Below are 23,748 nucleotides of genomic sequence, written 5' to 3' on the forward strand. Positions count from 1 at the left end.
GTTCCTACGCGAGTACCGTGGCTCTTGTCCTTGCGTGGCACGGCTTCTCCGTTGTCCCTCGGTTGTTCTGCTTTCGTTCTGCTTTCGTTCCTCTGCTGTTCTCTGTCTGTATTCAGGAGCCCGATTTGATCAAGCTGTCCCGCATTAACTGGAACAACGTTCGCCAACTGCTGAAATACGCGCTTGCGCGCGCTCAGGACGACCGGATTCCCCAGGTTGCGGGTAGCCTCACGTTCACGTCGATCCTCTCCATCGTGCCGCTCTTTGCCGTGACGTTCGCGTTGTTCACGGCGTTCCCGATTTTCAAATCGTTTCGCGACTCGCTACAGGGCTTTCTGATCGAGCACCTGATGCCGGAGAGCGTCAACGCGCAAATCTTCGGCTATCTCAACCAGTTTGCGTCCAAGGCCACGAGCCTCACCGCGTTCGGCCTGATCGGTCTGCTGGTGACTGCCGTGCTCACGTTGATGACTGTCGAGTCCGCGTTCAACGTGATCTGGCGCGTGCCGCGCCCGCGTCCGCTGGCGCAGCGGCTGCTGATCTACTGGAGCCTGCTCACGCTCGGGCCGCTGCTGTTCGGCGTGAGCCTGTCGATCAGCTCGTACATTTTCACGCAGTCGATGTCGCTGGTCAGCACGCTGCCGCCTGCCGTCGCCTCGCTGCTCAGTCTGATTCCCCCGGCGCTGACGGCCGTGGCGTTCATGTTGATGTATCTGTACATGCCCAACTGCAAAGTCGACTGGCGCGATGCGCTTGCCGGTGGTGTAGTGGCCGCGGTGGCGCTGGATCTGACCAAGCGCGGGTTCGGTTTGTACATCCGGCAGTTTCCGACGTACACGGCGGTCTATGGGGCATTTGCGGCCGTGCCGATTTTCCTGTTGTGGATCTATCTGTCGTGGCTGGTGGCGCTGCTTGGCGCAACGATCGCATCCGTTCTGCCCGCGCTGCGGCTTGGGCATTTTCAGTACCCGCGCTTTCCGGGCAGCGATCTGCTCGATGGCCTCACGCTCATCCATTTGCTCAATGAGGATCGGGAGTCGGGCGGAAATGGCCGTACGACGGTGGAACTGGCCCGTGCCATGCGCACGAGTCTCGACCATGCCAACGAGCTGCTTTTGCGGCTCGAACGAATGGGCTGGGTTGGCCGCCTGATGATGCAACCGCCTGCCGAGCGCTGGCTGCTGCTGGCAAATCCGCATACGGCAACGCTATCCCCGCTGGTCGCAAAATTCGCGTTGAACGTGGAGGAATTGGCCCGGCAGATGGAGCGCCACGCGCTCGATGGGGCGCACGTGGCCGAGATTCTGCGAGAGGGCAAATGGGACGTGCCGCTCATCGACGCGCTGCCGCGCGAAGTCCCGCCGGACGATGGCACGTCGGCGGCGGTGCCTGAGAGTGGCGAAAACAGTGAACGAGGCGAAGGCCGTGAAGGTGAAGGCGCTAGAGCTTGATGCGCCCGAGGCAGATGTCGCGAAACATCACCCAATCGCCCAGCAGGCTGTAGAGCGGGTGGCGAAACGTGGCCGGCCGGTTCTTCTCGAAAAAGAAGTGGCCGACCCACGCAAATGCATAGCCGCACACGACGGCCGCCGGCAGCCACCAGACGTTGCCGGTGAACGCAAACACCAACACGCACGCAATGACGCCCCACGAGCCGACGAAGTGCAGTCGGCGGCAGGTGGCGTTACGGTGTTCGCCCAGATAAAACGGGTAGAAATCCGCAAACCGCTGAAACGCGGGTGCGGCGTCGTGGGAATCTCGCATGACCGGCCTCCTTTGCGAGTTGACGCATTAAGTGTCTCGCTCAGTGTCGCATGAATTGCACGAGGGCATCGAGCAGTGCGTCTGGCTGTTCCGTCATGATCGCGTGGCCTGCGTTGACGGTCTGAACCGTCACGGGGGCGCCGCCTTCACGCAAGGCGTCGAGCAGTGCCTTCGCGGCGCGCGGGGGCGTCATCTGATCGCGCTGCCCGAGCACCGCCAGCACGGGACACTTCACCTGAGCGGCGGCCTCCCAACCCCGATCGTAGCCATTGCAGGCTTCGAAGTCGGTCAGGAACACCTTTTCCCCCGGATTCCGCTTCGCCACGCGCTCCATCAGCCGCTGGTTGCCGCCCCACGTCCAGAAACCCGGCCCGGGGGCTGACGGCTTGGCGGCCATCGTGCTGTGCGACCACTCGTTGACCAGGGCGATGGCTTCCGGCTCGCGCTGTGCGGCGGCGTCCAGCAGCGCGTCGGAGACTTTCATCGGATACGCCGTGCCGACCAGCGCAATTTTCGACACGCGCGCCGGATGACGTGCGGCCGCGTCGAGCGCAATCAGCGAGCCCATACTGTGGCCGACCCACGCGGCGGTATCGACGCCTGCCGCATCCAGCACGGCGGCCACCCAATCGGCCAGCGCGCCGATGCTCGTCAGCGGCGCGCCGCTGCTGCGATGGTGGCCGGGCAGGTCGAGCGCGAGCACGTTCATGCCGTGATTCGCGAGATAGCGGCTTTGCAGCCCCCACACGCTGTGATCATGCTGGGCGCCGTGCAAAAAGACGACCGTTGGCTGTGACGGCTGAATCGGTTTGCCTGCGGTGTACGCGTAGACGGTGTTGCCCGCGACATTGAAGTTCATGAATCGTGTCCCCGTTATCGTTTGGTCGATGCCGATGCCTTCAGGCCGCGCTTGAGGTCTTGAATCAGATCGTCCGGGTCTTCCAGACCGATCGACAGACGCACAGTGCCTTCGCCAATACCGGCCGCCGCCAGCGCAGCCGCGTCCATGCGGAAGTGAGTGGTCGATGCGGGATGGATGACGAGCGAGCGGGCGTCGCCGACGTTGGCCAGATGCGAGAACAACTGCAACGATTCGATGAATCGGCGCCCGGCTTCCCGGTCGCCTTTCAGATTGAAGCTGAACACGGCCCCCGCGCCGCGCGGCAACAGCCGCTTGGCGAGCGCGTGATCCGGGTGCGTGGGCAGTTCGGGGTAGGCGACCGACGCCACCGCTTCATGCCCGGCCAGAAACTCGACCACGCGGCGCGCATTGTCGACGTGCCGGGCCATGCGCAGCGGCAGTGTTTCGATCCCTTGCAGCAACTGCCACGCCGCCTGCGGATGCAGACACGCGCCGAAGTCGCGCAACCCCTCGCGGCGCGCGCGCAGCAGGAAGGGGGCAACGGAGCTTTCTTCGGCAAATACCATGCCGTGAAAACCGTCGTAAGGTTCCGTCAGCTCGGGAAATTTGCCGCTCGCTTCAAAGTCGAACGTGCCGCCGTCGATCAGCACACCGCCGATCGTCGTGCCGTGTCCGCCGAGAAACTTGGTGGCCGAGTGATACACGAGATCCGCGCCGTGATCGAACGGCTTGATCAACCATGGCGTGGTGAACGTGCTGTCTACCATCAGCGGCACGCCGGCGTCGTGGGCAATTTGTGCGACGTTCGGAATGTCGAGCACGTCGAGCCCCGGGTTGCCGAGCGTCTCACCGAAGAAGAGGCGCGTCTCGGGCCGTACCGCCGCACGCCAGCCGTCGAGATCGCCGGGGCGCACGAACGTGGTTTCGATGCCGAAACGGCGCAGCGTGTAATGCAGCAGGTTGTGCGAGCCGCCGTACAGCGCGCTCGATGCCACGATGTGCGCGCCCGCGCCCATCAACGTGGCAATGGCCAGATGCAGCGCTGCCTGACCGCTCGCGGTGGCAATCGCCCCGACGCCGTTTTCGAGTGCGGCCATGCGCTCTTCGAACACCGCGTTTGTCGGGTTCGATATGCGCGAGTAGACATGCCCGGCGCGCTCCATGTTGAAGAGCGCGGCGGCCTGATCCGAGTCAGTGAAGACGAACGACGTGGTCTGGTAGATCGGCGTGGCGCGTGCCCCCGTGGTGGGGTCGGGGGCGGCCCCGGCATGCAGGGCGAGCGTGTCGAAATGCGGTACGGACATATCGGTGATGGCCTCGTAGCACAAGAAGGAACAACGGAAAATGGGCTGGCAAGTCACGAGCGAGAACGTCGGCGGCAAGACCCATGACGCGCCGGCGACACTGAAATGTCATGTTCACGGCACGCTCACTTGACGTATACGGCAATCCTAGCACCACCTTCGTGCGCATCGACAGGCTTTCGTGGGGGCGTCAGGGAAATTGCGGTGCTATCCGAGCCGGTGCATCAGGTGTTGTCCGAGCGAGAGGGCAGAATCGGCCGAAAACCCGCGCCACACGGCGATGGACGGCCCATCGCGCCTTTCCTTTTGGGAAGCTTTCCGATAGCATCACTTCAACTAATTACAATTCAGTGCGGAGACGCTGGCAGACCTGCCGGTGATTCGCGTCGCCATTCGGATTTTTGAATTTTCGAACTTTCGAAGTCCGGCGGTCGTTTTCGGCAGCGTTCCGAAATCGCCGCCCGAGTCATGCAAAGAGGAGTGTGTGCCATGCGTGTGTCTGACATCCTGAAGGTAAAGGGCAACACCCTTTTCACCGTGACCCCGGAAACGTCGCTGGCCGAAGCCGTCGACACGATGGCGGAGCACGATATCGGTTCGCTGGTCGTGATGGAGTTCGGCGATCTGGTGGGCATGCTGACGTTCCGGGAAATCATCAATACGATCAGCAAGAACGGCGGCACCGTCGGGACGTCGACGATCCGCAAGGTCATGGACGATCACCCGCTCACGTGCACGCCTGAAACGGACGTCAACGAAGTGCGCCGCATGATGCTGGAGCGTCACGCCCGCTATCTGCCGGTCATGGACAGCCGCACGTTGATGGGCGTGATCTCGTTCTACGACGTGGCGCGTGCCGTTGTCGAAGAGCAGTCGTTCGAGAATCGTATGCTCAAGGCCTACATTCGCGACTGGCCGGCTGAGGAAGCGGAAAGTACCAAGTGAGCGAACCGAGCCAGCGCGGGGTGCGCGGCGAGGGCCACCAATCCCGGTTATTGAAAGAGCGTCGTTTCGCGCCGTTTTTCTGGACCCAGTTCCTGGGCGCGATGAACGACAACGTGTTCAAGATCGCGTTCACGTCGCTCGTGACGTATCACGCGACCCTCTTCCAGAATGTCGACGGCAAGACGGCCGCGTTCCTGATTTCCGCGATCTTCATTGCGCCATTTCTGCTGTTTTCTGCCACAAGCGGTCAGATTGCCGACAAGTGGGACAAGGCGCGCCTGATCCGCTTCGTCAAGACGCTGGAGATCGCCATCATGGTCGTGGGTGCGGCCGGCTTTCTCTGGGCGAGCGCACCGCTGCTCTACGTCTGCACATTCCTCATGGGGTTGCACTCGACGCTGTTCGGGCCGGTGAAGTACGCCTATCTGCCGCAGCATCTCGGTAACCATGAACTGGTGGGGGGCAACGGGCTGGTCGAGATGGGCACGTTCGTGGCCATCCTGATCGGCACGATCATCGGCGGCGAGATTGCGGGCGTCGGGGCATCGGCGCTGCCGTGGCTCGGTGGCGTGTGCGTCACGCTGGCGCTGCTCGGGCGGCTCGTTTCCACGTGGGTGCCGTCGACACCGGCCGCGCAGCCGGATCTGCGCATCAATTGGAATCCGTTCACGGAAACGTGGCGTAACCTGCGCATCGCCCGCACCGATCGCGCAGTGTTCCTGAGTCTGCTGGGCATTTCGTGGCTGTGGTTTCTGGGGGCGACATTTCTCGCGTCGTTCTTCAATTTCTCGCGCGATGTGCTGGGGGCCAACCCGAATGTCGTGACGCTGCTGCTCGCCATGTTCTCGGTCGGTATCGGTATTGGCTCGATGCTGTGTGAACGCTTGTCGGGCGGTAAGGTGGAAATCGGGCTTGTGCCGTTCGGCTCGATCGGCATGACCGTCTTCGCGGTGGATCTGTACTTTGCGAGTCGCGGCGGCGTGCCCGGCGCGACCTTGCAGACCGTCGGCCAGTTTCTCGCCCAGCCGGGCCACTGGCGCATTCTGGCCGATCTGTTCCTGCTGGCGATGTTCGGCGGGTTTTACAGTGTGCCGCTCTACGCGCTGATTCAGAGTCGCAGCGCACCGTCGCACCGCGCGCGCATCATCGCCGCCAACAACATTCTCAATGCGTTATTCATGGTCGTGTCGTCGCTGATGGCCATGGCACTGACGCGCGCCGGTTTCACCATCGATCAGTTGTATCTCGTGACCGGGATTCTCAACGCACTGGTGGCCGTGTATCTCTATGCGTTGTTGCCCGAGTTCCTGATCCGGTTCGTGATGTGGTTGCTGCTGCATACGGTCTATCGCATCGGGGTCAAAGGCGCCGAGCGTATTCCGGATGAGGGGCCGTGTGTGCTGGTGTGCAACCACGTGAGCTTCGCGGACGCCGTGGTGATCGGTGCGTCCATCCGGCGGCCGGTGCGCTTCGTCATGGATCACCGGATTTTCCGTATCCCGGTGCTGTCCTGGTTCTTCCGGACCGTCAAGGCGATTCCGATTGCGCCGGCGCACGAAGATGCACAAGGTCTGACGCGCGCTTACGAAGCTATTGCGCAGGCGCTCGACGCGGGAGAAGTGGTCTGTATTTTCCCGGAGGGCAAACTTACGGCGTCCGGCGAGTTGCAGGCGTTCCGGCAAGGGGTGCGGCGTATTCTCGATCGGTCGCCCGTGCCGGTCGTGCCCATGGCGCTGCGCGGGCTGTGGGGCAGCTTCTTCTCGCGGCATGGCGGCGCAGCGATGACGCGTCCGTTCAAGCGCGGCATCCTCAACCGGCTGGAACTGGTCATCGGCGAGCCGGTGACGGCCGTGCAGGCGACCCCCGAGGTGCTGCGCGAGCGTGTCCTTGAATTGCGAGGTCCTTGGCCAGTCTGAGCGCGGCGGGGCGGGATCGCTGGCATAATAGGGCCTTCCCGTCTCACCCCAACCTGATCCCCGTATGTCTGGCAATACGCTTGGAACCCTGTTTACCGTCACCACTTTCGGCGAATCGCATGGCCCGGCCATCGGCTGCGTCATCGACGGCTGCCCGCCGGGAATGGCGCTCACGGAAGCCGACATTCAGGTCGAACTGGATCGCCGCCGCCCCGGCACGTCGCGCCACGTCACACAGCGCAACGAGCCCGATGCCGTCGAGATTCTCTCCGGTGTCTTCGAGGGCGTGACGACGGGCACCCCCATCGCCTTGCTCATCCGCAATACGGATCAGCGCAGCAAGGACTACGGCAATATCGTCGAGACCTTCCGTCCCGGCCATGCCGACTACACCTACTGGCAGAAATACGGCGTGCGCGATTATCGCGGCGGTGGCCGGTCGTCGGCGCGTCTGACGGCACCGGTGGTGGCAGCGGGCGCCGTTGCCAAGAAGTGGCTGGCCGAGCGCTATGGCGTGCAGATTCACGGGTGCATGACGCAACTCGGCGACATCGAAGTGCCGCAGACCGATTGGTCGCAAGTGTCGCAAAACCCGTTCTTCGCGGCGAATGCCGACGTCGTGCCGCAACTCGAAGCCTATATGGATGACCTGCGCAAGGCGGGCGACTCCGTCGGCGCGAAGCTGCGCGTGGTGGCGACGGGCGTGCCGGTGGGTCTCGGCGAGCCGCTGTTCGATCGCCTCGATGCCGACATCGCTCACGCGATGATGGGTCTCAACGCCGTGAAGGGCGTCGAGATCGGTGCGGGTTTCCGCAGCGTGACGCAAAAGGGCTCGGAGCACGGTGACGAGCTGACCCCGGAAGGCTTCGTCGGCAACAATGCCGGCGGGATTCTGGGCGGTATTTCCACCGGGCAGGATGTCGACGTTTCTATCGCCATCAAGCCGACCTCGAGCATTCGCACGCCGCGTCGCTCCATCGACAAGGCCGGCGATGCGGCGACGGTCGAAACGTTCGGGCGTCACGACCCGTGCGTCGGCATTCGCGCAACGCCGATTGCCGAGGCGCTGCTGGCCTTGGTGCTGATCGACCACGCACTGCGTCATCGCGCGCAATGTGGCGACGTTCATGTCGGCACGCCGGTGATCGCTTCGCACGCACCGGAGTAAATTTGCGACAGGTTTGCGGCGGCGCTGACCGTTCGCAACGCTCGCAAGCTGCATAAAAAAACGCCAGACAGAGTTGTCTGGCGTTTTGCTTTTCTACCGATCGCTACCGACCTATTCCTTGCACTGCGTGATCGGTTGCTCACCCTTCGCGGTGTACAGCGTGCCTTGCGGCCCTTTGCTCCACCAGATCAGTGTCCGCCCGACATGCTTCTCACCGCTTGCGGCACGGGTGGGCTTGAGCACTTCGCGCTTGCCGGCCCAATACAGCGTGACGTCGCCGCCCAGATTGTGATCGTCGTAGACCACGACCGCGACGTGACCGTTTTCGCAGAGATAACTCATGGTCTTTGCCTGCGCTGCCGGGCTGGCGATCAATAGCGCACCGGCGAGCGCGGCACCTGATATAGCCGCTGAACGAAGGGAAAACATCGGGGAAAACAGCGAAGTTGGGGAAGTTCTTGGCATGAAGCCTCCTTGCCTTTGGCGTGAATCGAGCGAGGGTTCGCGATCGTCAGTCAGCGTTCGCGAAGCGACCCGCGAAACGACAAACCGCCGGGCGAACCGGCGGCTGTCGGGAATTACATGTTCGGATAGTTCGGCCCGCCGCCACCTTCCGGCGTGACCCACACGATGTTCTGCGTCGGGTCCTTGATGTCGCACGTCTTGCAATGCACGCAGTTCTGCGCATTGATTTGCAGACGCTCCGAATCGTCGTCGTTCTTCACGAACTCATACACCCCGGCCGGGCAATAACGCTGTTCCGGTCCGGCATATTCCGAGAGGTTGATACCGACCGGCACGCTCGGATCCTTGAGCGTGAGGTGAGCCGGCTGGTTCTCTTCGTGGTTGGTGTTGGAGATGAACACCGACGACAGACGATCGAACGTGAGCTTGCCGTCCGGCTTCGGATAGACGATCGGCTGGCACTGCGCCGCCGGCAGCAGACATTCGTGATCGGCCTTCTTGCGGTGGATCGTCCACGGCATCTTGCCGCCCAGCAGCTTCTGCTCGATACCGGTCATCAGCGTGGCAACCGTCAGGCCCTTCTTGAACCACTGTTTGAAGTTGCGCGCCTTGTTCAGTTCCTCGAACAGCCACGATTGCTCGAACGCCACCGGATAGGCGCTCAATTCGTCGCGCTGACGCTCGGCCGTGAGTGCGTCGAAGGCTGCATCGGCGGCCATCATGCCGGTCTTGATCGCGGCGTGGCTGCCCTTGATGCGGCTGGCGTTCAGGAAGCCGGCTTCGCAGCCGACCAGTGCGCCGCCCTTGAAGACGAGTTTGGGCAACGAGAGCAGGCCGCCGGCCGTGATCGCACGTGCGCCATACGACACGCGCTTGCCGCCTTCGAGGAAGTGGCGAATCGACGGGTGCGTCTTGTAGCGCTGGAATTCTTCGAACGGCGACAGATACGGGTTGCTGTAATCGAGACCGACGATAAAGCCGACGGCGACCTGATTGTTCGGCAGGTGATACAGGAACGAGCCGCCGTAGGTGTGCGAATTGAGCGGCCAGCCGGCCGTGTGAACCACCAGACCTTCCTTGTGCTTGGCCGGATCGATCTCCCACAATTCCTTGATGCCTAGACCATAGGCCTGCGGATCGCGGCCTTCGTCCAGATTGAACTTGCGCATCAACTGGCGGCCGAGGCTGCCGCGCGCGCCTTCCGAGAAGATGGTGTACTTGGCGTGCAGTTCCATGCCGAGCTGGAAGTTCTCGGTCGGCTCGCCGTCCTTGCCCACGCCCATGTTGCCGGTGGCAACGCCCATCACGGCGCCGTTCTCGTCATAGAGCACTTCGGCGGCGGCAAAGCCCGGGAAGATTTCGACGCCCAGTGCTTCGGCCTGCTGGCCCAGCCAGCGCACCACATTGCCCAGGCTGATGACGTAGTTGCCATGGTTCTGGAAGCAGGCAGGCAGCAGCCACGACGGCGTGGAGGTCGCGCCCGTTTCCGTCAGAAACAGGAAACGGTCTTCGCTGACGGGGGTGTCGAGCGGCGCGCCGCGTTCCTTCCAGTCGGGGATGAGTTCGGTGAGCGCCTGCGGATCCATGACGGCACCGGACAGGATGTGAGCGCCGATTTCCGAGCCTTTTTCCAACACACAAACGGAAATTTCCTTGCCGGCTTCCTGTGCGCGCTGCTTCAGACGGATGGCCGTGGACAGACCGGCCGGACCGCCGCCAACAATGACGACGTCATACTCCATCGATTCCCTCGGGCCGTACTGCTCGAGCAGCTTGGGATCCATTGATGCTCCTGTTATAAACGTTAGAATTCGTGGGTGCGGCCATTTTCCGGGAATGGGGAACACCTCGCAACCGCATATTAATAGCACGATCGTTCGGTTTGCTAGGTAAGATGCTCTAGCGGCGGGCTATGCGGCAGTGTCGTTATTCAATGCGCGTCCGGGCGCGAGGGAGATCAGGATGGGGCGTTCGCTGAATCTGGAAGGGAAGGTGGCCTTGGTCACTGGCGCGTCGAGCGGGCTCGGCATGCAGTTTGCCAAGGTGCTCGCGCAGGCCGGGGCGAAGGTCGTGCTGGCCAGCCGCCGCGTGGAACGGCTCAAGGAGTTGCGCGCTGAAATCGAGGCGCTGGGCGGGGCGGCCCACGTGGTACCGCTCGATGTGACCGACTACGACAGCATTCGCGCGGGGGTGGCGCATGCCGAGACCGAGGCGGGGGCCATCGACATTCTCATCAACAACTCCGGCGTCTCGACACAGCAGAAGCTGGTCGATGTCACGCCGCAGGAATACGACTACGTACTCGACACCAACACGCGCGGCGCGTTCTTCGTGGCGCAGGAAGTGGCCAAGCGGATGCTCCGGCGCGCCAAGGGCGACCCGCAGCGTCAGCACCGGATCATCAACGTGGCGTCGGTGGCCGGTCAGCGCGCGATTCCGATGCTCGGGGTGTATTGCGTGAGCAAGGCCGCCGTTATTCACATGACGCGTGCGATGGCGCTCGAATGGGGCCGTTTCAACATCAATGTGAATGCGCTGTGTCCGGGCTATATCGACACCGAGATCAATCACGACCACTGGCAGACCGAAGCCGGCCGTAAGCTCATTCAGATGCTGCCGCGCCAGCGCGTCGGCGAGCCGAGCGATCTCGACGGGTTGATTCTGCTGCTGGCGTCGGACGATTCTCGTTTTATCAACGGCTCGATCATGACCATCGACGACGGTCTGGCCGTGGGTTGAATGACGTGAATTGACCGCATGCTGCAAGTTGGCCCCCGATTGCGCAGGCTCGCTGCAATGCGGCAATCGGGGATTGTCCGAGGCAGTCAGTGTGCGGGAGGCGGGCGCATAATTCGTCGATGCACACGGGGTTGTGAACGACGTCGCGCTTCAGGTCGCGCCAGACGCCGGAACCCGAATCGTCTCGAGGACACCATGCGTAATCCAGGCTGGCGGGGGCTCATCGGAGTCGCGCTTGCCCTCGCCGCAACGGCATTGCCCGTTGCCGCTCAAACCTACAAGCCCGAATACACACTGTCGATCGTGCCCGATGCGGGCACGCCCTGGGGCAAAGGCACGCAACTCTGGGCCGATATGGTCCGGGAGCGCACGCACGGGCGCATCAATATCAAATTGCACCCGGGGGCGGCGCTGGTCGGCGGCGACCAGACGCGCGAATTTTCGGCGCTGCGTCAGGGCGTAATCGACATGGCCGTCGGTTCGACGATCAACTGGTCGTCGGCGATTCCCGAATTCAATGTGTTTTCGCTCCCGTTCCTGCTCAAGGGATATCGCTCGCTCGATGCCCTCACACACGGTGACGTCGGCCGCGAACTGTTCCGCCGTGTGGAGGAGCAGGGCGTGGTGCCGCTGGCGTGGGGCGAAAACGGCTTCCGGCAACTGACCAACTCCCGCCGCCCGATTCGCTCGCCCGACGACATGCGTGGCTTGCGTTTTCGCGTGGTCGGCTCATTGCTGTTCAACGATATTTTCACGGCACTCGGGGCCTATCCGACCCAGATGACGTGGAACGATGCGATTCGCGCGTTGCGCACCCGCAAGATCGACGGGCAGGAAAATCCGATGACGATCTATAACAATGTCCGGCTCGATACGGTCGGACAGCGTTACGTCACGGTGTGGGATTACGTCGCCGACCCGATCGTCTTCGTCGTCAACCGGCAGGTGTGGGATAGCTGGTCGGCGCAGGACCGCGACATCGTGCGCGACGCCGCCGTCGAAGCCGCTCGCTTCGAAATTACGCTCGCGCGGGAAGATCTGCTCAGCTCGGGGCGCGCGATGTGGGAAGAGCTGGAGACGCGCGGCGTCAAGGTCACGCGGCTCACGCCCGACCAGCGCCAACGGTTCATCGACGCGACGCGCCCGGTTTATATGAAGTGGAAGGTGCTCGTCGGCCGCGATCTTGTGGAACGGGCCGAAGCTGCGGTGAAAGGCGACGAGGTCGCGGCCAACCGAAGCCAGCCCCTACGGCGCTAGTGCCCGGCCAACGGGCCAACGCGCTACACTTTGTCTCCATGACGCCCTGCCGACCGTCGGCGGGGCGTTGTCTTTTCACCATGGAGAATTCGCAGTGTCGTCGCAATACAAGGAAGTCTTTCGCATGAGCATGCCGATTCGCTGGGGCGATATGGATGCGTTCGGTCACGTCAACAACACCGTCTACTTCCGCTATATGGAGCAGGTGCGGATCAGTTGGCTGGAGACGCTCGACGTCGCCTCGGAAGAGCGCTCGGCGGGCGAGGGCCCGGTCATCATCAATGCGCACATGACGTTCCTGAAGCAACTGCGTTACCCGGGCGATATCGATTGCCGCATGTTCATTGGCGAGCCGGGACGCACGAGCGTGGACACCCGTTTCGAACTGCGCCGGGCCGACACGCCCGACGTTATCGCCGCCGAGGGTGGCGCGAAGATCGTATGGGTGAACTATCTGGAAGAGAAGTCGGTGCCGCTGCCGGCATCGATTCGCGCGCTGGTGGCGTAAGCCGGCGTCAGCGCGCGGGCATGGCTGGTGGGTCAGTTGCCCAACAGCCGTTGAACCAGTTCGGTGGCGGTGCCCGCGCCGTATTTCTGCATCAGGCGCGCGCGGTAGATATCGACCGTGCGCGGGCTGATTTCGAGAATCTTGCCGATCTGCTTGCTGGTCTTGCCTTGCACCAGCTGTGCGGCAATTTCGCGCTCGCGTGCGGTGAGGGCGACGGCGACGCGGCGCGTGGCCGACATGTCCTCGAAGGTCCAGAGGCCAGCCGCATGCGGATCCTTCACGTCGAGCGAGCGTCCTGTCACATGGCACCAGAACAGTTCGCCGTTACCCCGGCGCATGATGCGCTCGTCGGAATATACGCCCTGCGAACTCATGATCGGCGGAATGCGCTCGCCAATGCGTTCGAACTCTTTCGGTGAGGGGTAGAGCACCTGAAACGACTGGCCGATCAGCGCTTCGTGCTCATAACCGAAGATCTTGCCAAGCTCGCGATTGCAGTCTTCGATGATCCGCTGGCGGGAGATGACCAGACCCACTGGGGCAATGTGAAAGGCTGTCTGGTAGTCGAACGTCGGCATGGGGGCTGGGCGGAGCAGGGGGCTGATCGGGTCGGTCCCTGCGCCGGAGCGCCGCGTGCAGCGGCCCGGCACGCGGGAAGATATGTAATTTCACGTATTGTGCCCCATTTGCACGGCACCGTAAGCTCTATGATTGCATGAGACGCGTGGCCGCAAGGTGGGACCGGGCAGCGCGAGCGACGCAACGCGCAAGCGCGCGGCATAATTTCAATTCTCAACCGAGGGAAAGGGACAAACGATGAACAAGGTATTCGCCAGCGCCAAGGAGGCGCTCGCCGGTGTCGTCGCAGACGGGCAAACGCTCGCTGTCGGCGGCTTCGGCCTGTGTGGCATTCCGGAGGCCCTGATCGCTGCGCTGCGCGACTCGGGTACGAAGGGGCTCACCTGCATCAGCAACAACGCGGGCGTCGACGGCTTCGGCCTCGGTCTGCTGCTCGAGACGCGTCAGATCAAGAAAATGATCTCGTCGTACGTCGGTGAGAACAAGGAGTTCGAGCGCCAGTATCTGGCCGGCGAACTCGAACTTGAATTCACGCCGCAAGGCACGCTCGCCGAAAAGCTGCGTGCCGGCGGTGCCGGTATCCCGGCATTCTTCACCAAGACCGGTGTGGGCACGGTCGTCGCCGAAGGCAAGGAAACGCGCGAATTCGACGGCGAAACCTACGTCATGGAGCGCTCGCTGCGCGCCGACGTCGCCCTGATCAAGGCCGCCAAGGCCGACCGCGCCGGCAACCTCGTGTTCCATCGCACGGCGCGCAACTTCAACCCAATGGCCGCCATGGCCGGAAAAGTCACGATCGTGGAAGTCGAAGAGCTGGTCGAGACCGGTGCCATCGATCCGGATGATGTGCATTTGGCAGGCATCTTCGTTCAGCGCATCGTGCTGAACAAGACGCCGGAAAAACGCATCGAACAGCGCACGGTACGTGCCAAGTAAGCGCCGGGATCAAGGAGATAACCATGGCATGGAATCGTGATGAAATGGCGGCGCGCGCTGCGCGTGAGCTTGAAGACGGCTTTTACGTGAACCTCGGCATCGGCTTGCCGACGTTGGTGGCCAACCATGTGCCGGACGGCATGGAAGTCTGGCTGCAATCGGAAAACGGTCTGCTGGGCATCGGCCCGTTCCCGACCGAAGACGAAGTTGACGCCGACATGATCAACGCCGGCAAGCAGACGGTGACGACGCTGGCGGGTTCGTCGATTTTCTCGTCGGCCGACTCGTTCGCGATGATTCGCGGCGGTCACATCAATCTGGCAATCCTCGGGGCGATGCAGGTCAGCGAGAAGGGCGATCTGGCGAACTGGATGATTCCGGGCAAGATGATCAAGGGCATGGGCGGCGCGATGGATCTCGTGGCTGGTGTCGGCCGTGTGATCGTGCTCATGGAGCACGTGGCCAAGGGCGACGCGCACAAGATTCTGAAGGCGTGCGATCTGCCGCTCACAGGCGTGGGCGTGGTCAATCGCATCATCACCGACCTCGGTGTGATCGACGTGACGCCGGACGGCCTCAAGGTCGTCGAGCTGGCAACGGGCGTGACGAAGGAAGAAATTTCGCAGAAGACCGGGGCACCGCTCGATACGAGCGCCGTCTGAGGGCTGAAGCGTTACTGAAACGTTGCTGAAACGTTAATGCGCTGAGGGCAGCCGGGCCGTTGAACCCGGTTGTCGATGGAAGGCAAAACGGGCGGGGATATCCCCGCCCGTTTTGTTTGGCCGCGCCGTTTCCGGTGCTGCCATGTGCTGCCCGGTGCTGCCCGGCGCCGCTCGGATCGCGATTACTGCGCGACCCAGCCGCCATCCATATTCCACGCGACACCGCGCACTTGCGCACCGGCATCGCTGCAAAGAAACACGGCGAGCGCGCCGAGCTGATCGGGCGTGACGAACTCGCCCGACGGTTGCTTCTCGCCCAGCAACGAGCGTTTGGCGTCGTCGCTCGACAGGTGTTCACGCGCGGCGCGATCGTCGATCTGCTTCTGCACGAGGGGTGTGAGCACGAACCCCGGGCAAATGGCGTTGGCCGTTACACCGCTTTGTGCATTCTCCAGCGCGGTGACTTTCGTCAGACCGACGATGCCGTGCTTCGCCGCAACATAGGCCGACTTGCCGGCCGAGCCGACCAGACCATGCACCGAGGCGATGTTGATGATGCGGCCCCAGTTGCGCGCACGCATCGTCGGCAGCGCGAGACGCGTGGTGTGAAAGGCCGACGTCAGATTGATCGCGATGATCGCGTCCCATTTGTCCGTCGGAAAATCCTGAACTTCGGCCACATGCTGAATGCCGGCGTTGTTCACGAGAATGTCGACGCCGCCGAATTCGGCTTCGGCGTATTGCATCATCGCTTCGATCTCGCTGGCGCGGCTCATGTCGGCACCGTGGTAACCGACCTTCGTGGCGGCGTGGCCGGCCTTGGCGGCGGCCTCGGCAATGGCCTTGCGGGCAGCGTCGGCGTCACCGAATCCGTTCGCGATCAGCGTGGCCCCTTGCGCCGCGAGCGCCTGTGCCATCCCCAGGCCAATACCGCTGGTCGAGCCGGTCACGAGGGCGATCTTTCCTTTCAGCATTACGTCGTCTCCGTTGGCATATTGCGCGTGAAAGTTGCCGCGAGCCGCCGCGACTGACGCGATATGCGGCCCATGAGTCGACCCATTCTAGCTTACGGTTCGCGGCAAGCGCGGTAGAATTCGGGCTGAATACCGATCTATACGATCCCTACCGATCCACATCGATCCGATGAGTCTGCCATGCCGATCCATGCGAACCACGTGCCACGTCTGTCGAGCGTTCAGTGTCTGAGCCCCTCCGGTCTGCATCGCATGGCGTATGCGGAGTGGGGTGACCCCGAGAACCCGCGCGTGTTGGTATGCGTGCATGGGCTGACGCGCTGCGGTCGCGATTTTGACGCGATGGCGCGTGCGTTTGCCGACGACTATCGTGTCGTATGTCCCGACGTCGTCGGGCGCGGTCAATCGGACTGGTTGCGCAACGCGGCAGGCTACGTCGTGCCGCAGTACGCCTCCGACATGGTCACGCTGATTGCGCGTCTTGGCGTTGCGACGGTCGACTGGTTCGGCACGTCGATGGGCGGACTGATCGGCATGGGGCTGGCAGGTTTGCCCGACTCGCCTATTCGCAATATGGTGCTCAACGATGTGGGGCCGCATATCGATGCGTCGTCGCTCGTGCGCATCGGTCAGTACGTCGGCATCCCGAAACGATTCGCGTCGATGGATGAAGCGGTCGATTACCTCTGGTCGATCTCGTCGTCGTTCGGGCCGCACACGCGAGAGGAGTGGCGCACGCTGAGTGAGCCGTTGCTGAAGGCGGACGGCGATGGCTATGTGCTGCGCTACGATCCGGCGATCGGTGCTGCGTTTTCGGCGGTCCCGGCAGAGGCGATTGCGGCCGGTGAGGCGATACTCTGGGCGTCGCTCGCCGCATTCCCGGGCCGCACGTTGATCGTGCGCGGCGAGCAGTCCGATCTGCTCTCGCGTACGACGCTAGAACAAATGCTGGCACACGCACAACATGCGCGTGCCGTAGAAATTCCCGGCGTGGGTCACGCGCCCACTTTCGTGCATGACGATCAGATTCGGATCGCACGCCGGTTTTTTGACGGATACGCCGACTGAAGGGGTGCCGAAGCGCACCAGACGGCGGTGGGTCCGAAGTCTTAGAAGAATACGAGGAGTCTTACATCATGGCAGTACAACGTTTCTACGTCGAAAAACGCTGGTCGGATATGGCTGTGCATAACGGCACCGTCTACCTGGCCGGCCAGACGCCCGACGACCGCACGCAGGACATGGCGGGGCAGACGCGTCAGGTACTCGCCCACATCGATCGCCTGCTCGCCGAGGCCAACAGCGACAAGACCCTGATTCTGTCGTGTCAGATTTTTATCTCCGACATGAAGCACTTCGGTGAAATGAATCAGGTGTGGGATGACTGGGTGCCTGCCGGCAATGCGCCGCCGCGCGCAACGGTCGAGGCGGCTTTGGCCGACCCCGCAATGCTCGTTGAAATTGTGATCGTGGCCGCACAGCGCGAAAGCTGAGTGCCCGATCCGTACCCTGAGGGGCACCCGGTGCCCCGTGTAACGACATGACCCAACATCAAGCGCCAACGCCCGCTGCCCCGAACTCGACGAATTCCAAGAATCCGACGAGTGCCGCGGCGGGTGTGGGCGACGCATCGCCGTCCACATCATTGCCCGCGACGCTCGACGACGCGCTCGCGTTTGCCGGCGTGCTGTGCGGCGAGAACGTCCTCTCGTCCGGCGAGCCTGTCATGGCGCATGCGCGTGGCATGCTCGCCATTCTCGACACGCTGCGCGTGGACGAGGCGACGCATCAGGCCGCAGCGCTTTTCTGCGCGGGCGAATTTCTCTCCGATACCCAAACGACACTGACGCAGAAGTTCGGCGCAGAGGTCTCTGCGCTGGTCATCGACGTCCGTAAATTGCAGCGTCTCTCGGGCGCGGGCTCGCTGGCAGCCCATGCGATGCCGTCGGACGGGCGCGACCGCGATGCCTCCGATGAACGCAAGTCGCAGGTAGAAGCCTTGCGCAAGATGCTGCTCGCGTTCGCGCAGGATATTCGCGTCGTGATGATCCGGCTCGCGTCCCGGTTGCAATCGCTGCGCTGGTATGCCGCGCAGAAGAAGGCGCCGCCGGAGGACATGCCCCACGAAGTCCTCGAAATCTACGCGCCGCTGGCAAACCGTCTCGGGATCTGGCAACTGAAGTGGGAGCTGGAAGACCTGGCGTTCCGCTTTCTCGAGCCGGTGACGTACAAGCAGATCGCCAAGTTGCTCGAAGAGAAGCGGGTCGAGCGGCAGACCTTCATCGAAGGGGCGATCGAGCGGTTGCAGGACGAGCTGGCGCGTGCCGGCGTCAAGGCCGAAGTGTCTGGCCGGCCGAAGCACATCTTCAGCATCTGGAAGAAGATGCGCGGCAAGGCCGTCGACTTTGCCGAGCTTTACGACGTGCGCGCGTTTCGCGTGATCGTGGACGACATCAAGGATTGCTACACGGTGCTGGGCATTGTCCACAACTTGTGGCAGCCCATTCCGAAAGAGTTCGACGATTACATCTCGCGGCCCAAGCCCAACGGCTACAAGTCGCTGCATACCGTGGTCATCGGCGACGACGGCCGGGCGTTCGAAGTGCAGATCCGCACGCACGAGATGCACCACTTCGCCGAGTACGGCATCGCCGCGCACTGGCGCTACAAGGAAGCGGGGCAGCGTGGGTATGGCGGCGCGTTTTCGGCCGGCGACGCCTACGACGAGAAGATTGCGTGGTTGCGGCAGTTGCTGGCGTGGAAAGACGATGTTGCGGACACGGTGGGCGCCGAAGGGGCCGCGCAGCCTTGGGAGCAGCTCAAGCGCGCGACTATCGACGACCACATCTATGTCCTGACGCCGCAAGCGCGCGTAATTTCGTTGCCGCAGGGCGCCACGCCGATCGACTTCGCGTATCACCTGCATTCCGAGCTGGGGCATCGCTGCCGCGGCGCACGGGTCGATGGCGCGATGGTGCCGCTCAACACCGGACTGCAAAACGGCCAGACGGTCGAGATCGTGACGGTCAAGCAGGGTGGGCCGTCGCGCGACTGGCTCAATCCGCAGTTGGGGTATTTGCAGAGCCACCGGGCGCGGCAGAAGGTGCGCCAATGGTTCAACACGATCGATCTCGAAGAGACGATTTCGCACGGCCGCGCGTTGATCGACAAGACGTTGCAGCGCGAAGGCAAGACGTCGGTCAATCTGGAAGAGCTGGCGGCGCGGCTGGGCTTCAAGACGCCGGACGACCTGTACGCGTCGGTGGCGAAGGACGAGTTCAGTCTGCGTCACGTCGAGCAGGCGCTCTCGGGCAACCTGCCCGGGCCCGATCCGCGCGACGAAGATACGCTCGTCGCCAAGAAGAGTCTGGATACGAGCGTTGCGCAGGGTGCGAAGAGCGGCGTGCTGGTGGTCGGTGTGGGTGCCTTGCTCACGCAGTTGGCCAAATGCTGCCGTCCGGCGCCGCCTGACCCGATCGTGGGGTTTGTCACGCGAGGCAAAGGCGTGTCGATCCACCGGCAGGACTGCACGAGTTTTCAGGCGATGAAGGCGTGTGCGCCGGAGCGCGTGATCCAGACCGCTTGGTCGGGCGACGTGCTCGAGGGCCGTGGCGTAGCGGCATATCCGGTCGATATTCAGATCGAGGCGACGGACCGTCAGGGGCTGCTGCGCGACATCTCGGAAGTGTTTTCTCGCGAGAAGCTCAATGTCACGGGCGTGAGCACCCAGTCGAAGGGGGCGCAGGCGTTCATGCAATTCACCGTCGAAGTGCGCGATGGCGGTCAATTGCAGCGGGCACTGGCGCAACTCACCGGGGTGACGGGCGTCGTGTCGTCCCGGCGGCGATAGACGGGCAAAGCAAGACGGACGCACGGCAAAAGCGGGACAAAACCGGGTGGGCAAGGCTGAACGGTGGCGCGGTTTCTGCGCAAGGAAGCTGCCGGAAAGCCCCACCCGACGCGGTTTTTAGTGATCAGGCACAATAATCGCTTGGCGATGTGCGGAAATCTTGCTAGAATCTCGTTCTCTTGCAATAGGCTCGTAGCTCAGCTGGTTAGAGCACCACCTTGACATGGTGGGGGTCGTTGGTTCGAGTCCAATCGAGCCTACCAACGAATTTTGAAGCATTACAGTCCGCGAGACCCCGCAGACACAGACGCTGGAAGAAAACACTCATGTTGAAAACGGCCCGAACTTTCACAGTGGTGAAGGTACGACGTTAGTCGAGGGTGTTTTTCGTCTGGATGCAAGGAATGAAGAGACGGCCTCGACGACAGTCGAGGCCGTTTTTTTTCGTGGTTTTGCCGCGTGGCGTGGGCCGCGCGTGACGTTTTAGCGCATGGGAGTGCGACATGATTTCGGTACGTTTGCCTGATGGTTCGCAACGCCAGTACGAAGCCCCGCTGACGGTGGCCCAGGTGGCCGGCTCGATCGGCACGGGTCTGGCCAAGGCGGCTCTCGCCGGCCGCGTCGACGGTACGCTCGTCGATACGTCCTATCTGATCGATCGCGACGTCAACCTGGCAATCGTCACGGACAAGGACGCCGACGGTCTCGATGTCATTCGTCACTCGACGGCTCACTTGCTGGCATATGCCGTGAAGGAGTTGTTCCCCGAGGCGCAGGTCACGATCGGCCCGGTCATCGAGAACGGCTTCTACTACGACTTCGCCTTCCACCGCCCCTTCACGCCGGAAGATCTGGAAGCCATCGAGAAGAAGATGCACGAGCTCGCCAAGAAGGACGAGCCGGTCACGCGCGAAGTGCTCTCGCGTGACGACGCCGTGCGTCTGTTCCTGTCGATGGGCGAGAAGTACAAGGCCGAGATCATCGAATCGATTCCCGCGACGGACGAAATCGGCCTGTACCGCGAAGGCAAGTTCGTCGATCTTTGCCGCGGTCCGCACGTGCCGTCCACGGGCAAGCTCAAAGTCTTCAAGCTGATGAAGGTGGCCGGCGCCTACTGGCGCGGCGACGCGAAGAACGAGCAGTTGCAGCGCATCTACGGTACGGCCTGGACGAAGAAGGAAGATCAGGAAGCGTACCTGCACATGCTGGAAGAGGCCGAAAAGCGCGATCACCGCAAGCTCGGCAAGGCGCTGGACCTCTACCACATGCAGGAAGAGGCGCCGGGTCTGGTGTTCTGGCACCCGAAGGGCTGGACGCTTTGGCAGCAGATCGAGCAATACATGCGCCGCGTCTACCGCAACAACGGTTACCAGGAAGTGAAGGGTCCGCAGATTCTCGACCGCTCGCTGTGGGAGAAGTCGGGCCACTGGCAGAACTACAAAGACAACATGTTCACGACGGAATCGGAGAACCGCTCTTACGCGCTCAAGCCGATGAACTGTCCGGGCCATGTGCTGATTTTCAACTCGTCTCTGCATAGCTATCGCGATCTGCCGCTGCGCTACGGTGAATTCGGTCAGTGCCACCGCAACGAGCCGTCGGGTGGCTTGCACGGCCTGATGCGCGTGCGCGGCTTCACGCAGGACGACGGTCACATCTTCTGTACGGAAGACCAGATTCTCGACGAGTGCGTGAACTACACGGCCTTGTTGCACGCGGTGTACAAGGATTTCGGCTTCTCGGACATGATCTACAAGGTCGCGACGCGCCCTGAGCATCGTGTCGGTTCCGACGAAAACTGGGATAAGGCCGAATTCGCGCTGATGGAATCGCTGCGCCGTTCGGGCTGCGAATTCGTGATTGCCGAGGGCGATGGTGCGTTCTACGGCCCGAAGATCGAGTACACGCTCAAGGACGCACTGGGCCGTCAGTGGCAGTGCGGCACGATGCAGGTCGATTTCTCGATGCCGGAGCGCCTGGACGCCGAGTACGTGGCGGAAGACAACAGCCGCAAGCGTCCGGTCATGCTTCACCGCGCCATTCTGGGTTCGTTAGAGCGTTTCATCGGTATTTTGATCGAGCACCATGCTGGTGCAATGCCCGCCTGGCTGGCGCCGGAGCAGCTGATCGTGATGAATGTGTCCGAAAAAACGGCCGATTACGCACTCGAAGTGACGAAAAAGTTGCAAGAACAAGGGCTTAGGGCTCGGGCCGATTTGCGCAACGAGAAAATTAGCTATAAAATACGCGAGCACTCGTTGCAGAAAGTTCCCTATCTCGTGGTAGTGGGGGACAAAGAGCAAGAGGCGAATACGGTAGCCGTGCGTGCCCGTGGCGGCGTGGATCTGGGTGTGATGCCCGTTGACGCGCTCATCGAACGTCTTGCGCAAGAATGCGCATCGTTCCAATAACGCCTGTCGGACAGCGCGGCTAAATTTTTGACTTTTTTCGAGGAATAGCAACATCGCTACCGATAAGTCGCATCGCATTAATGGCGAAATCACCGCGCCTGAAGTGCGTCTAACTGGCGTTGATGGCGAGGCTCTCGGCATCATGAAACTGGCCGAAGCTTTCCGTCTGTCCGAAGAGGCTGATGTCGATCTGGTGGAAATCGCACCGACGGCGCAGCCGCCGGTGTGCCGTCTGATGGACTACGGCAAGTTCAAGTATTCGGAACAGAAGAAGGCGCACGAGAACAAGCTGAAGCAGAAGATTGTCCAGATCAAGGAAGTCAAATTCCGGCCTGGCACTGACGACGGCGACTACAACGTCAAGTTGCGCAATCTGAAGCGGTTCCTCGAAGACGGCGATAAGACCAAGATCACGCTGCGTTTCCGCGGCCGTGAGATGGCTCACCAGGAAATCGGTGCTCGTATGCTGGAACGTCTGAAGTCCGATCTCGAAGAGTTCGGTCAGCCGGAACAGATGCCGAAGATGGAAGGCCGTCAGATGATCATGGTCATCGCGCCGAAGAAGAAATAAGCCGCGGCGGTGTCGACTGACACTGCCGGGCATTAAAGAATTGCACTGCGGCCCGAGAGGGTCGCAGTAGCGATACAGGGTGCAGTCAGGCCCTGAACACAAGTGATCCCGGGTTCTACAAGGGGCGCGATTTTGGCGTCACACCTGTGATCATGTTAAAAACCTCGGAGTTTTTCATGCCTAAGATGAAAACCAAGAGCGGTGCCAAGAAGCGCTTTCGCGTGCGTCCGGGCGGTACCGTTAAGCGTGGTCAGGCTTTCAAGCGTCACATTTTGACGAAGAAGTCCACCAAGAATAAGCGTCACCTGCGCGGTGCCGTCGGCGTTCATGAGTCTGATATGAACTCCGTACGCGCAATGCTGCCCTTCGCTTAAACCCCGACTTAGATAGGAGAGAAATATGCCTCGAGTCAAACGTGGGGTCACTGCACGGGCCCGCCATAAGAAAGTCATCGCAGCAGCCAAGGGTTTCCGCGGCCGCCGCAATAACGTCTTCCGCATCGCCAAGCAAGCGGTTATGCGCGCTGGGCAATACGCCTATCGCGATCGCCGTAACAAGAAGCGCGTGTTCCGCGCCTTGTGGATTGCGCGTATCAATGCAGGTGTGCGTCAGCACGGTATGACCTACAGCGTGTTTATCGCTGGTCTGAAGAAGGCCTCGATCGAACTCGACCGTAAGGTGCTGTCCGACATGGCCATCAACGACAAGCCGGCATTTGCCGCGGTTGTCGCCCAGGTGAAAGCCGCCGTCGCAGCCTAAGCTGTAGTTAGCGTATAGCGCGTTTTACCGCGCGCCATTCGCCAGGAGGGGGCTCTCATCGGAGCCCCCTTTTGTTTT

23 protein-coding genes and 1 tRNA gene are annotated in these 23,748 nt (G+C 62.1%); 17 read left to right on the forward strand and 7 right to left on the reverse strand.

The features are described 5' to 3' along the window. The first annotated feature begins 125 nt into the window (after window positions 1-125). A complete protein-coding gene (locus CDV44_RS05745) occupies window positions 126-1,451 on the forward strand; it encodes a YihY family inner membrane protein (RefSeq protein WP_087687031.1) in 1,326 nt (441 codons plus the stop codon). Here CDV44_RS05745 and CDV44_RS05750 read toward each other — a convergent pair. The 3 genes from CDV44_RS05750 to CDV44_RS05760 are packed head-to-tail and all read right to left on the reverse strand — an operon-like array spanning window position 1,441 to window position 3,930. After that, a complete protein-coding gene (locus CDV44_RS05750; protein WP_087687032.1) occupies window positions 1,441-1,764 on the reverse strand; it encodes a DUF962 domain-containing protein in 324 nt (107 codons plus the stop codon). The genes CDV44_RS05745 and CDV44_RS05750 overlap by 11 nt on opposite strands. A gap of 40 nt (window positions 1,765-1,804) precedes the next feature. Continuing rightward, window positions 1,805-2,623, reverse strand: coding sequence for an alpha/beta fold hydrolase (locus CDV44_RS05755; protein ID WP_087687033.1), 819 nt, complete (start codon window positions 2,621-2,623; stop codon window positions 1,805-1,807). A gap of 14 nt (window positions 2,624-2,637) precedes the next feature. Next, the gene (locus CDV44_RS05760) at window positions 2,638-3,930 is read right to left on the reverse strand and encodes an O-acetylhomoserine aminocarboxypropyltransferase (RefSeq protein ID WP_087687034.1); all 1,293 of its coding nucleotides are present in this window, start codon (window positions 3,928-3,930) and stop codon (window positions 2,638-2,640) included. A gap of 489 nt (window positions 3,931-4,419) precedes the next feature. On the opposite strand from CDV44_RS05760, the gene CDV44_RS05765 reads away from it, so the two are divergent. The 3 genes from CDV44_RS05765 (at window position 4,420) to aroC (ending at window position 7,959) form a co-directional block, all read left to right on the forward strand. After that, complete coding sequence (locus CDV44_RS05765; protein WP_058378157.1) at window positions 4,420-4,875, forward strand: CBS domain-containing protein; 456 nt, start codon at window positions 4,420-4,422, stop codon at window positions 4,873-4,875. Then, window positions 4,872-6,791 carry an MFS transporter gene (locus tag CDV44_RS05770; protein ID WP_087687035.1) on the forward strand — a complete coding sequence of 640 codons (1,920 nt, stop codon included), beginning with the start codon at window positions 4,872-4,874 and terminating at the stop codon, window positions 6,789-6,791. Before CDV44_RS05765 ends, CDV44_RS05770 begins: the two co-directional genes overlap by 4 nt. Window positions 6,792-6,855: 64 nt before the next feature. After that, window positions 6,856-7,959 carry a chorismate synthase gene (aroC, locus tag CDV44_RS05775; RefSeq protein ID WP_058378158.1) on the forward strand — a complete coding sequence of 368 codons (1,104 nt, stop codon included), beginning with the start codon at window positions 6,856-6,858 and terminating at the stop codon, window positions 7,957-7,959. 111 nt (window positions 7,960-8,070) lie between these two features. Here aroC and CDV44_RS05780 read toward each other — a convergent pair whose 3' ends face one another. Both CDV44_RS05780 and CDV44_RS05785 read right to left on the reverse strand, forming a co-directional pair. Further along, entirely contained in the window at window positions 8,071-8,301 is a 231-nt protein-coding gene (locus CDV44_RS05780; protein ID WP_170935856.1) for an MliC family protein, read from the reverse strand. Window positions 8,302-8,537: 236 nt separating this feature from the next. Beyond that, a complete protein-coding gene (locus tag CDV44_RS05785; protein ID WP_058378160.1) occupies window positions 8,538-10,208 on the reverse strand; it encodes an electron transfer flavoprotein-ubiquinone oxidoreductase in 1,671 nt (556 codons plus the stop codon). Window positions 10,209-10,386: 178 nt separating this feature from the next. On the opposite strand from CDV44_RS05785, the gene CDV44_RS05790 reads away from it, so the two are divergent. The 3 genes from CDV44_RS05790 to CDV44_RS05800 all read left to right on the forward strand — a co-directional run bounded on the left by CDV44_RS05790 (window position 10,387) and on the right by CDV44_RS05800 (window position 12,928). Continuing rightward, on the forward strand, window positions 10,387-11,163 hold the full coding sequence (locus CDV44_RS05790) for an SDR family oxidoreductase (protein WP_058378161.1): 777 nt from the start codon (window positions 10,387-10,389) through the stop codon (window positions 11,161-11,163). Between the two features lie 195 nt (window positions 11,164-11,358). Beyond that, window positions 11,359-12,420, forward strand: coding sequence for a TRAP transporter substrate-binding protein DctP (gene dctP, locus CDV44_RS05795; RefSeq protein WP_087687037.1), 1,062 nt, complete (start codon window positions 11,359-11,361; stop codon window positions 12,418-12,420). A 94-nt stretch (window positions 12,421-12,514) separates the two neighbouring features. Beyond that, the gene (locus CDV44_RS05800) at window positions 12,515-12,928 is read left to right on the forward strand and encodes a thioesterase family protein (protein ID WP_140413447.1); all 414 of its coding nucleotides are present in this window, start codon (window positions 12,515-12,517) and stop codon (window positions 12,926-12,928) included. 32 nt (window positions 12,929-12,960) lie between these two features. Here CDV44_RS05800 and CDV44_RS05805 read toward each other — a convergent pair whose 3' ends face one another. Then, window positions 12,961-13,506: a PAS and helix-turn-helix domain-containing protein gene (locus CDV44_RS05805; protein WP_058378163.1), complete on the reverse strand. Its 546-nt coding sequence runs from the start codon at window positions 13,504-13,506 to the stop codon at window positions 12,961-12,963. A gap of 238 nt (window positions 13,507-13,744) precedes the next feature. Here CDV44_RS05805 and CDV44_RS05810 point away from each other — a divergent pair, with 238 nt between their 5' ends. Both CDV44_RS05810 and CDV44_RS05815 read left to right on the forward strand, forming a co-directional pair. Next, window positions 13,745-14,443, forward strand: coding sequence for a CoA transferase subunit A (locus tag CDV44_RS05810; protein WP_058378164.1), 699 nt, complete (start codon window positions 13,745-13,747; stop codon window positions 14,441-14,443). 23 nt (window positions 14,444-14,466) lie between these two features. Continuing rightward, window positions 14,467-15,105, forward strand: coding sequence for a CoA transferase subunit B (locus CDV44_RS05815; protein ID WP_058378165.1), 639 nt, complete (start codon window positions 14,467-14,469; stop codon window positions 15,103-15,105). Between the two features lie 182 nt (window positions 15,106-15,287). On the opposite strand, the gene CDV44_RS05820 is transcribed toward CDV44_RS05815, so the two are convergent. Beyond that, window positions 15,288-16,079 carry a 3-hydroxybutyrate dehydrogenase gene (locus CDV44_RS05820; RefSeq protein WP_087687038.1) on the reverse strand — a complete coding sequence of 264 codons (792 nt, stop codon included), beginning with the start codon at window positions 16,077-16,079 and terminating at the stop codon, window positions 15,288-15,290. A 180-nt stretch (window positions 16,080-16,259) separates the two neighbouring features. Here CDV44_RS05820 and CDV44_RS05825 point away from each other — a divergent pair, with 180 nt between their 5' ends. The 8 genes from CDV44_RS05825 (at window position 16,260) to rplT (ending at window position 23,670) form a co-directional block, all read left to right on the forward strand. Next, complete coding sequence (locus CDV44_RS05825) at window positions 16,260-17,147, forward strand: alpha/beta fold hydrolase (RefSeq protein WP_087687039.1); 888 nt, start codon at window positions 16,260-16,262, stop codon at window positions 17,145-17,147. 68 nt (window positions 17,148-17,215) lie between these two features. Next, window positions 17,216-17,572, forward strand: coding sequence for a RidA family protein (locus CDV44_RS05830; RefSeq protein WP_087687040.1), 357 nt, complete (start codon window positions 17,216-17,218; stop codon window positions 17,570-17,572). Between the two features lie 47 nt (window positions 17,573-17,619). Then, window positions 17,620-19,929 (forward strand): bifunctional (p)ppGpp synthetase/guanosine-3',5'-bis(diphosphate) 3'-pyrophosphohydrolase, encoded by a 2,310-nt coding sequence (locus CDV44_RS05835; RefSeq protein ID WP_371328727.1) that lies wholly within the window; start codon window positions 17,620-17,622, stop codon window positions 19,927-19,929. Window positions 19,930-20,115: 186 nt separating this feature from the next. Next, window positions 20,116-20,192, forward strand: a tRNA-Val gene (locus CDV44_RS05840). A 240-nt stretch (window positions 20,193-20,432) separates the two neighbouring features. Continuing rightward, a complete protein-coding gene (gene thrS, locus CDV44_RS05845) occupies window positions 20,433-22,340 on the forward strand; it encodes a threonine--tRNA ligase (protein WP_087687041.1) in 1,908 nt (635 codons plus the stop codon). A 52-nt stretch (window positions 22,341-22,392) separates the two neighbouring features. Beyond that, window positions 22,393-22,911 (forward strand): translation initiation factor IF-3, encoded by a 519-nt coding sequence (infC, locus tag CDV44_RS05850; RefSeq protein WP_084656116.1) that lies wholly within the window; start codon window positions 22,393-22,395, stop codon window positions 22,909-22,911. Window positions 22,912-23,087: 176 nt separating this feature from the next. Next, window positions 23,088-23,285 carry a 50S ribosomal protein L35 gene (gene rpmI, locus CDV44_RS05855; protein ID WP_087687042.1) on the forward strand — a complete coding sequence of 66 codons (198 nt, stop codon included), beginning with the start codon at window positions 23,088-23,090 and terminating at the stop codon, window positions 23,283-23,285. Window positions 23,286-23,310: 25 nt separating this feature from the next. Next, window positions 23,311-23,670 carry a 50S ribosomal protein L20 gene (gene rplT, locus CDV44_RS05860; RefSeq protein ID WP_058378172.1) on the forward strand — a complete coding sequence of 120 codons (360 nt, stop codon included), beginning with the start codon at window positions 23,311-23,313 and terminating at the stop codon, window positions 23,668-23,670. The last annotated feature ends 78 nt before the right edge of the window (window positions 23,671-23,748 follow it).

The organism is Pandoraea sp. PE-S2R-1, from assembly GCF_002179865.1.
Classification (GTDB): Bacteria; Pseudomonadota; Gammaproteobacteria; order Burkholderiales; family Burkholderiaceae; genus Pandoraea.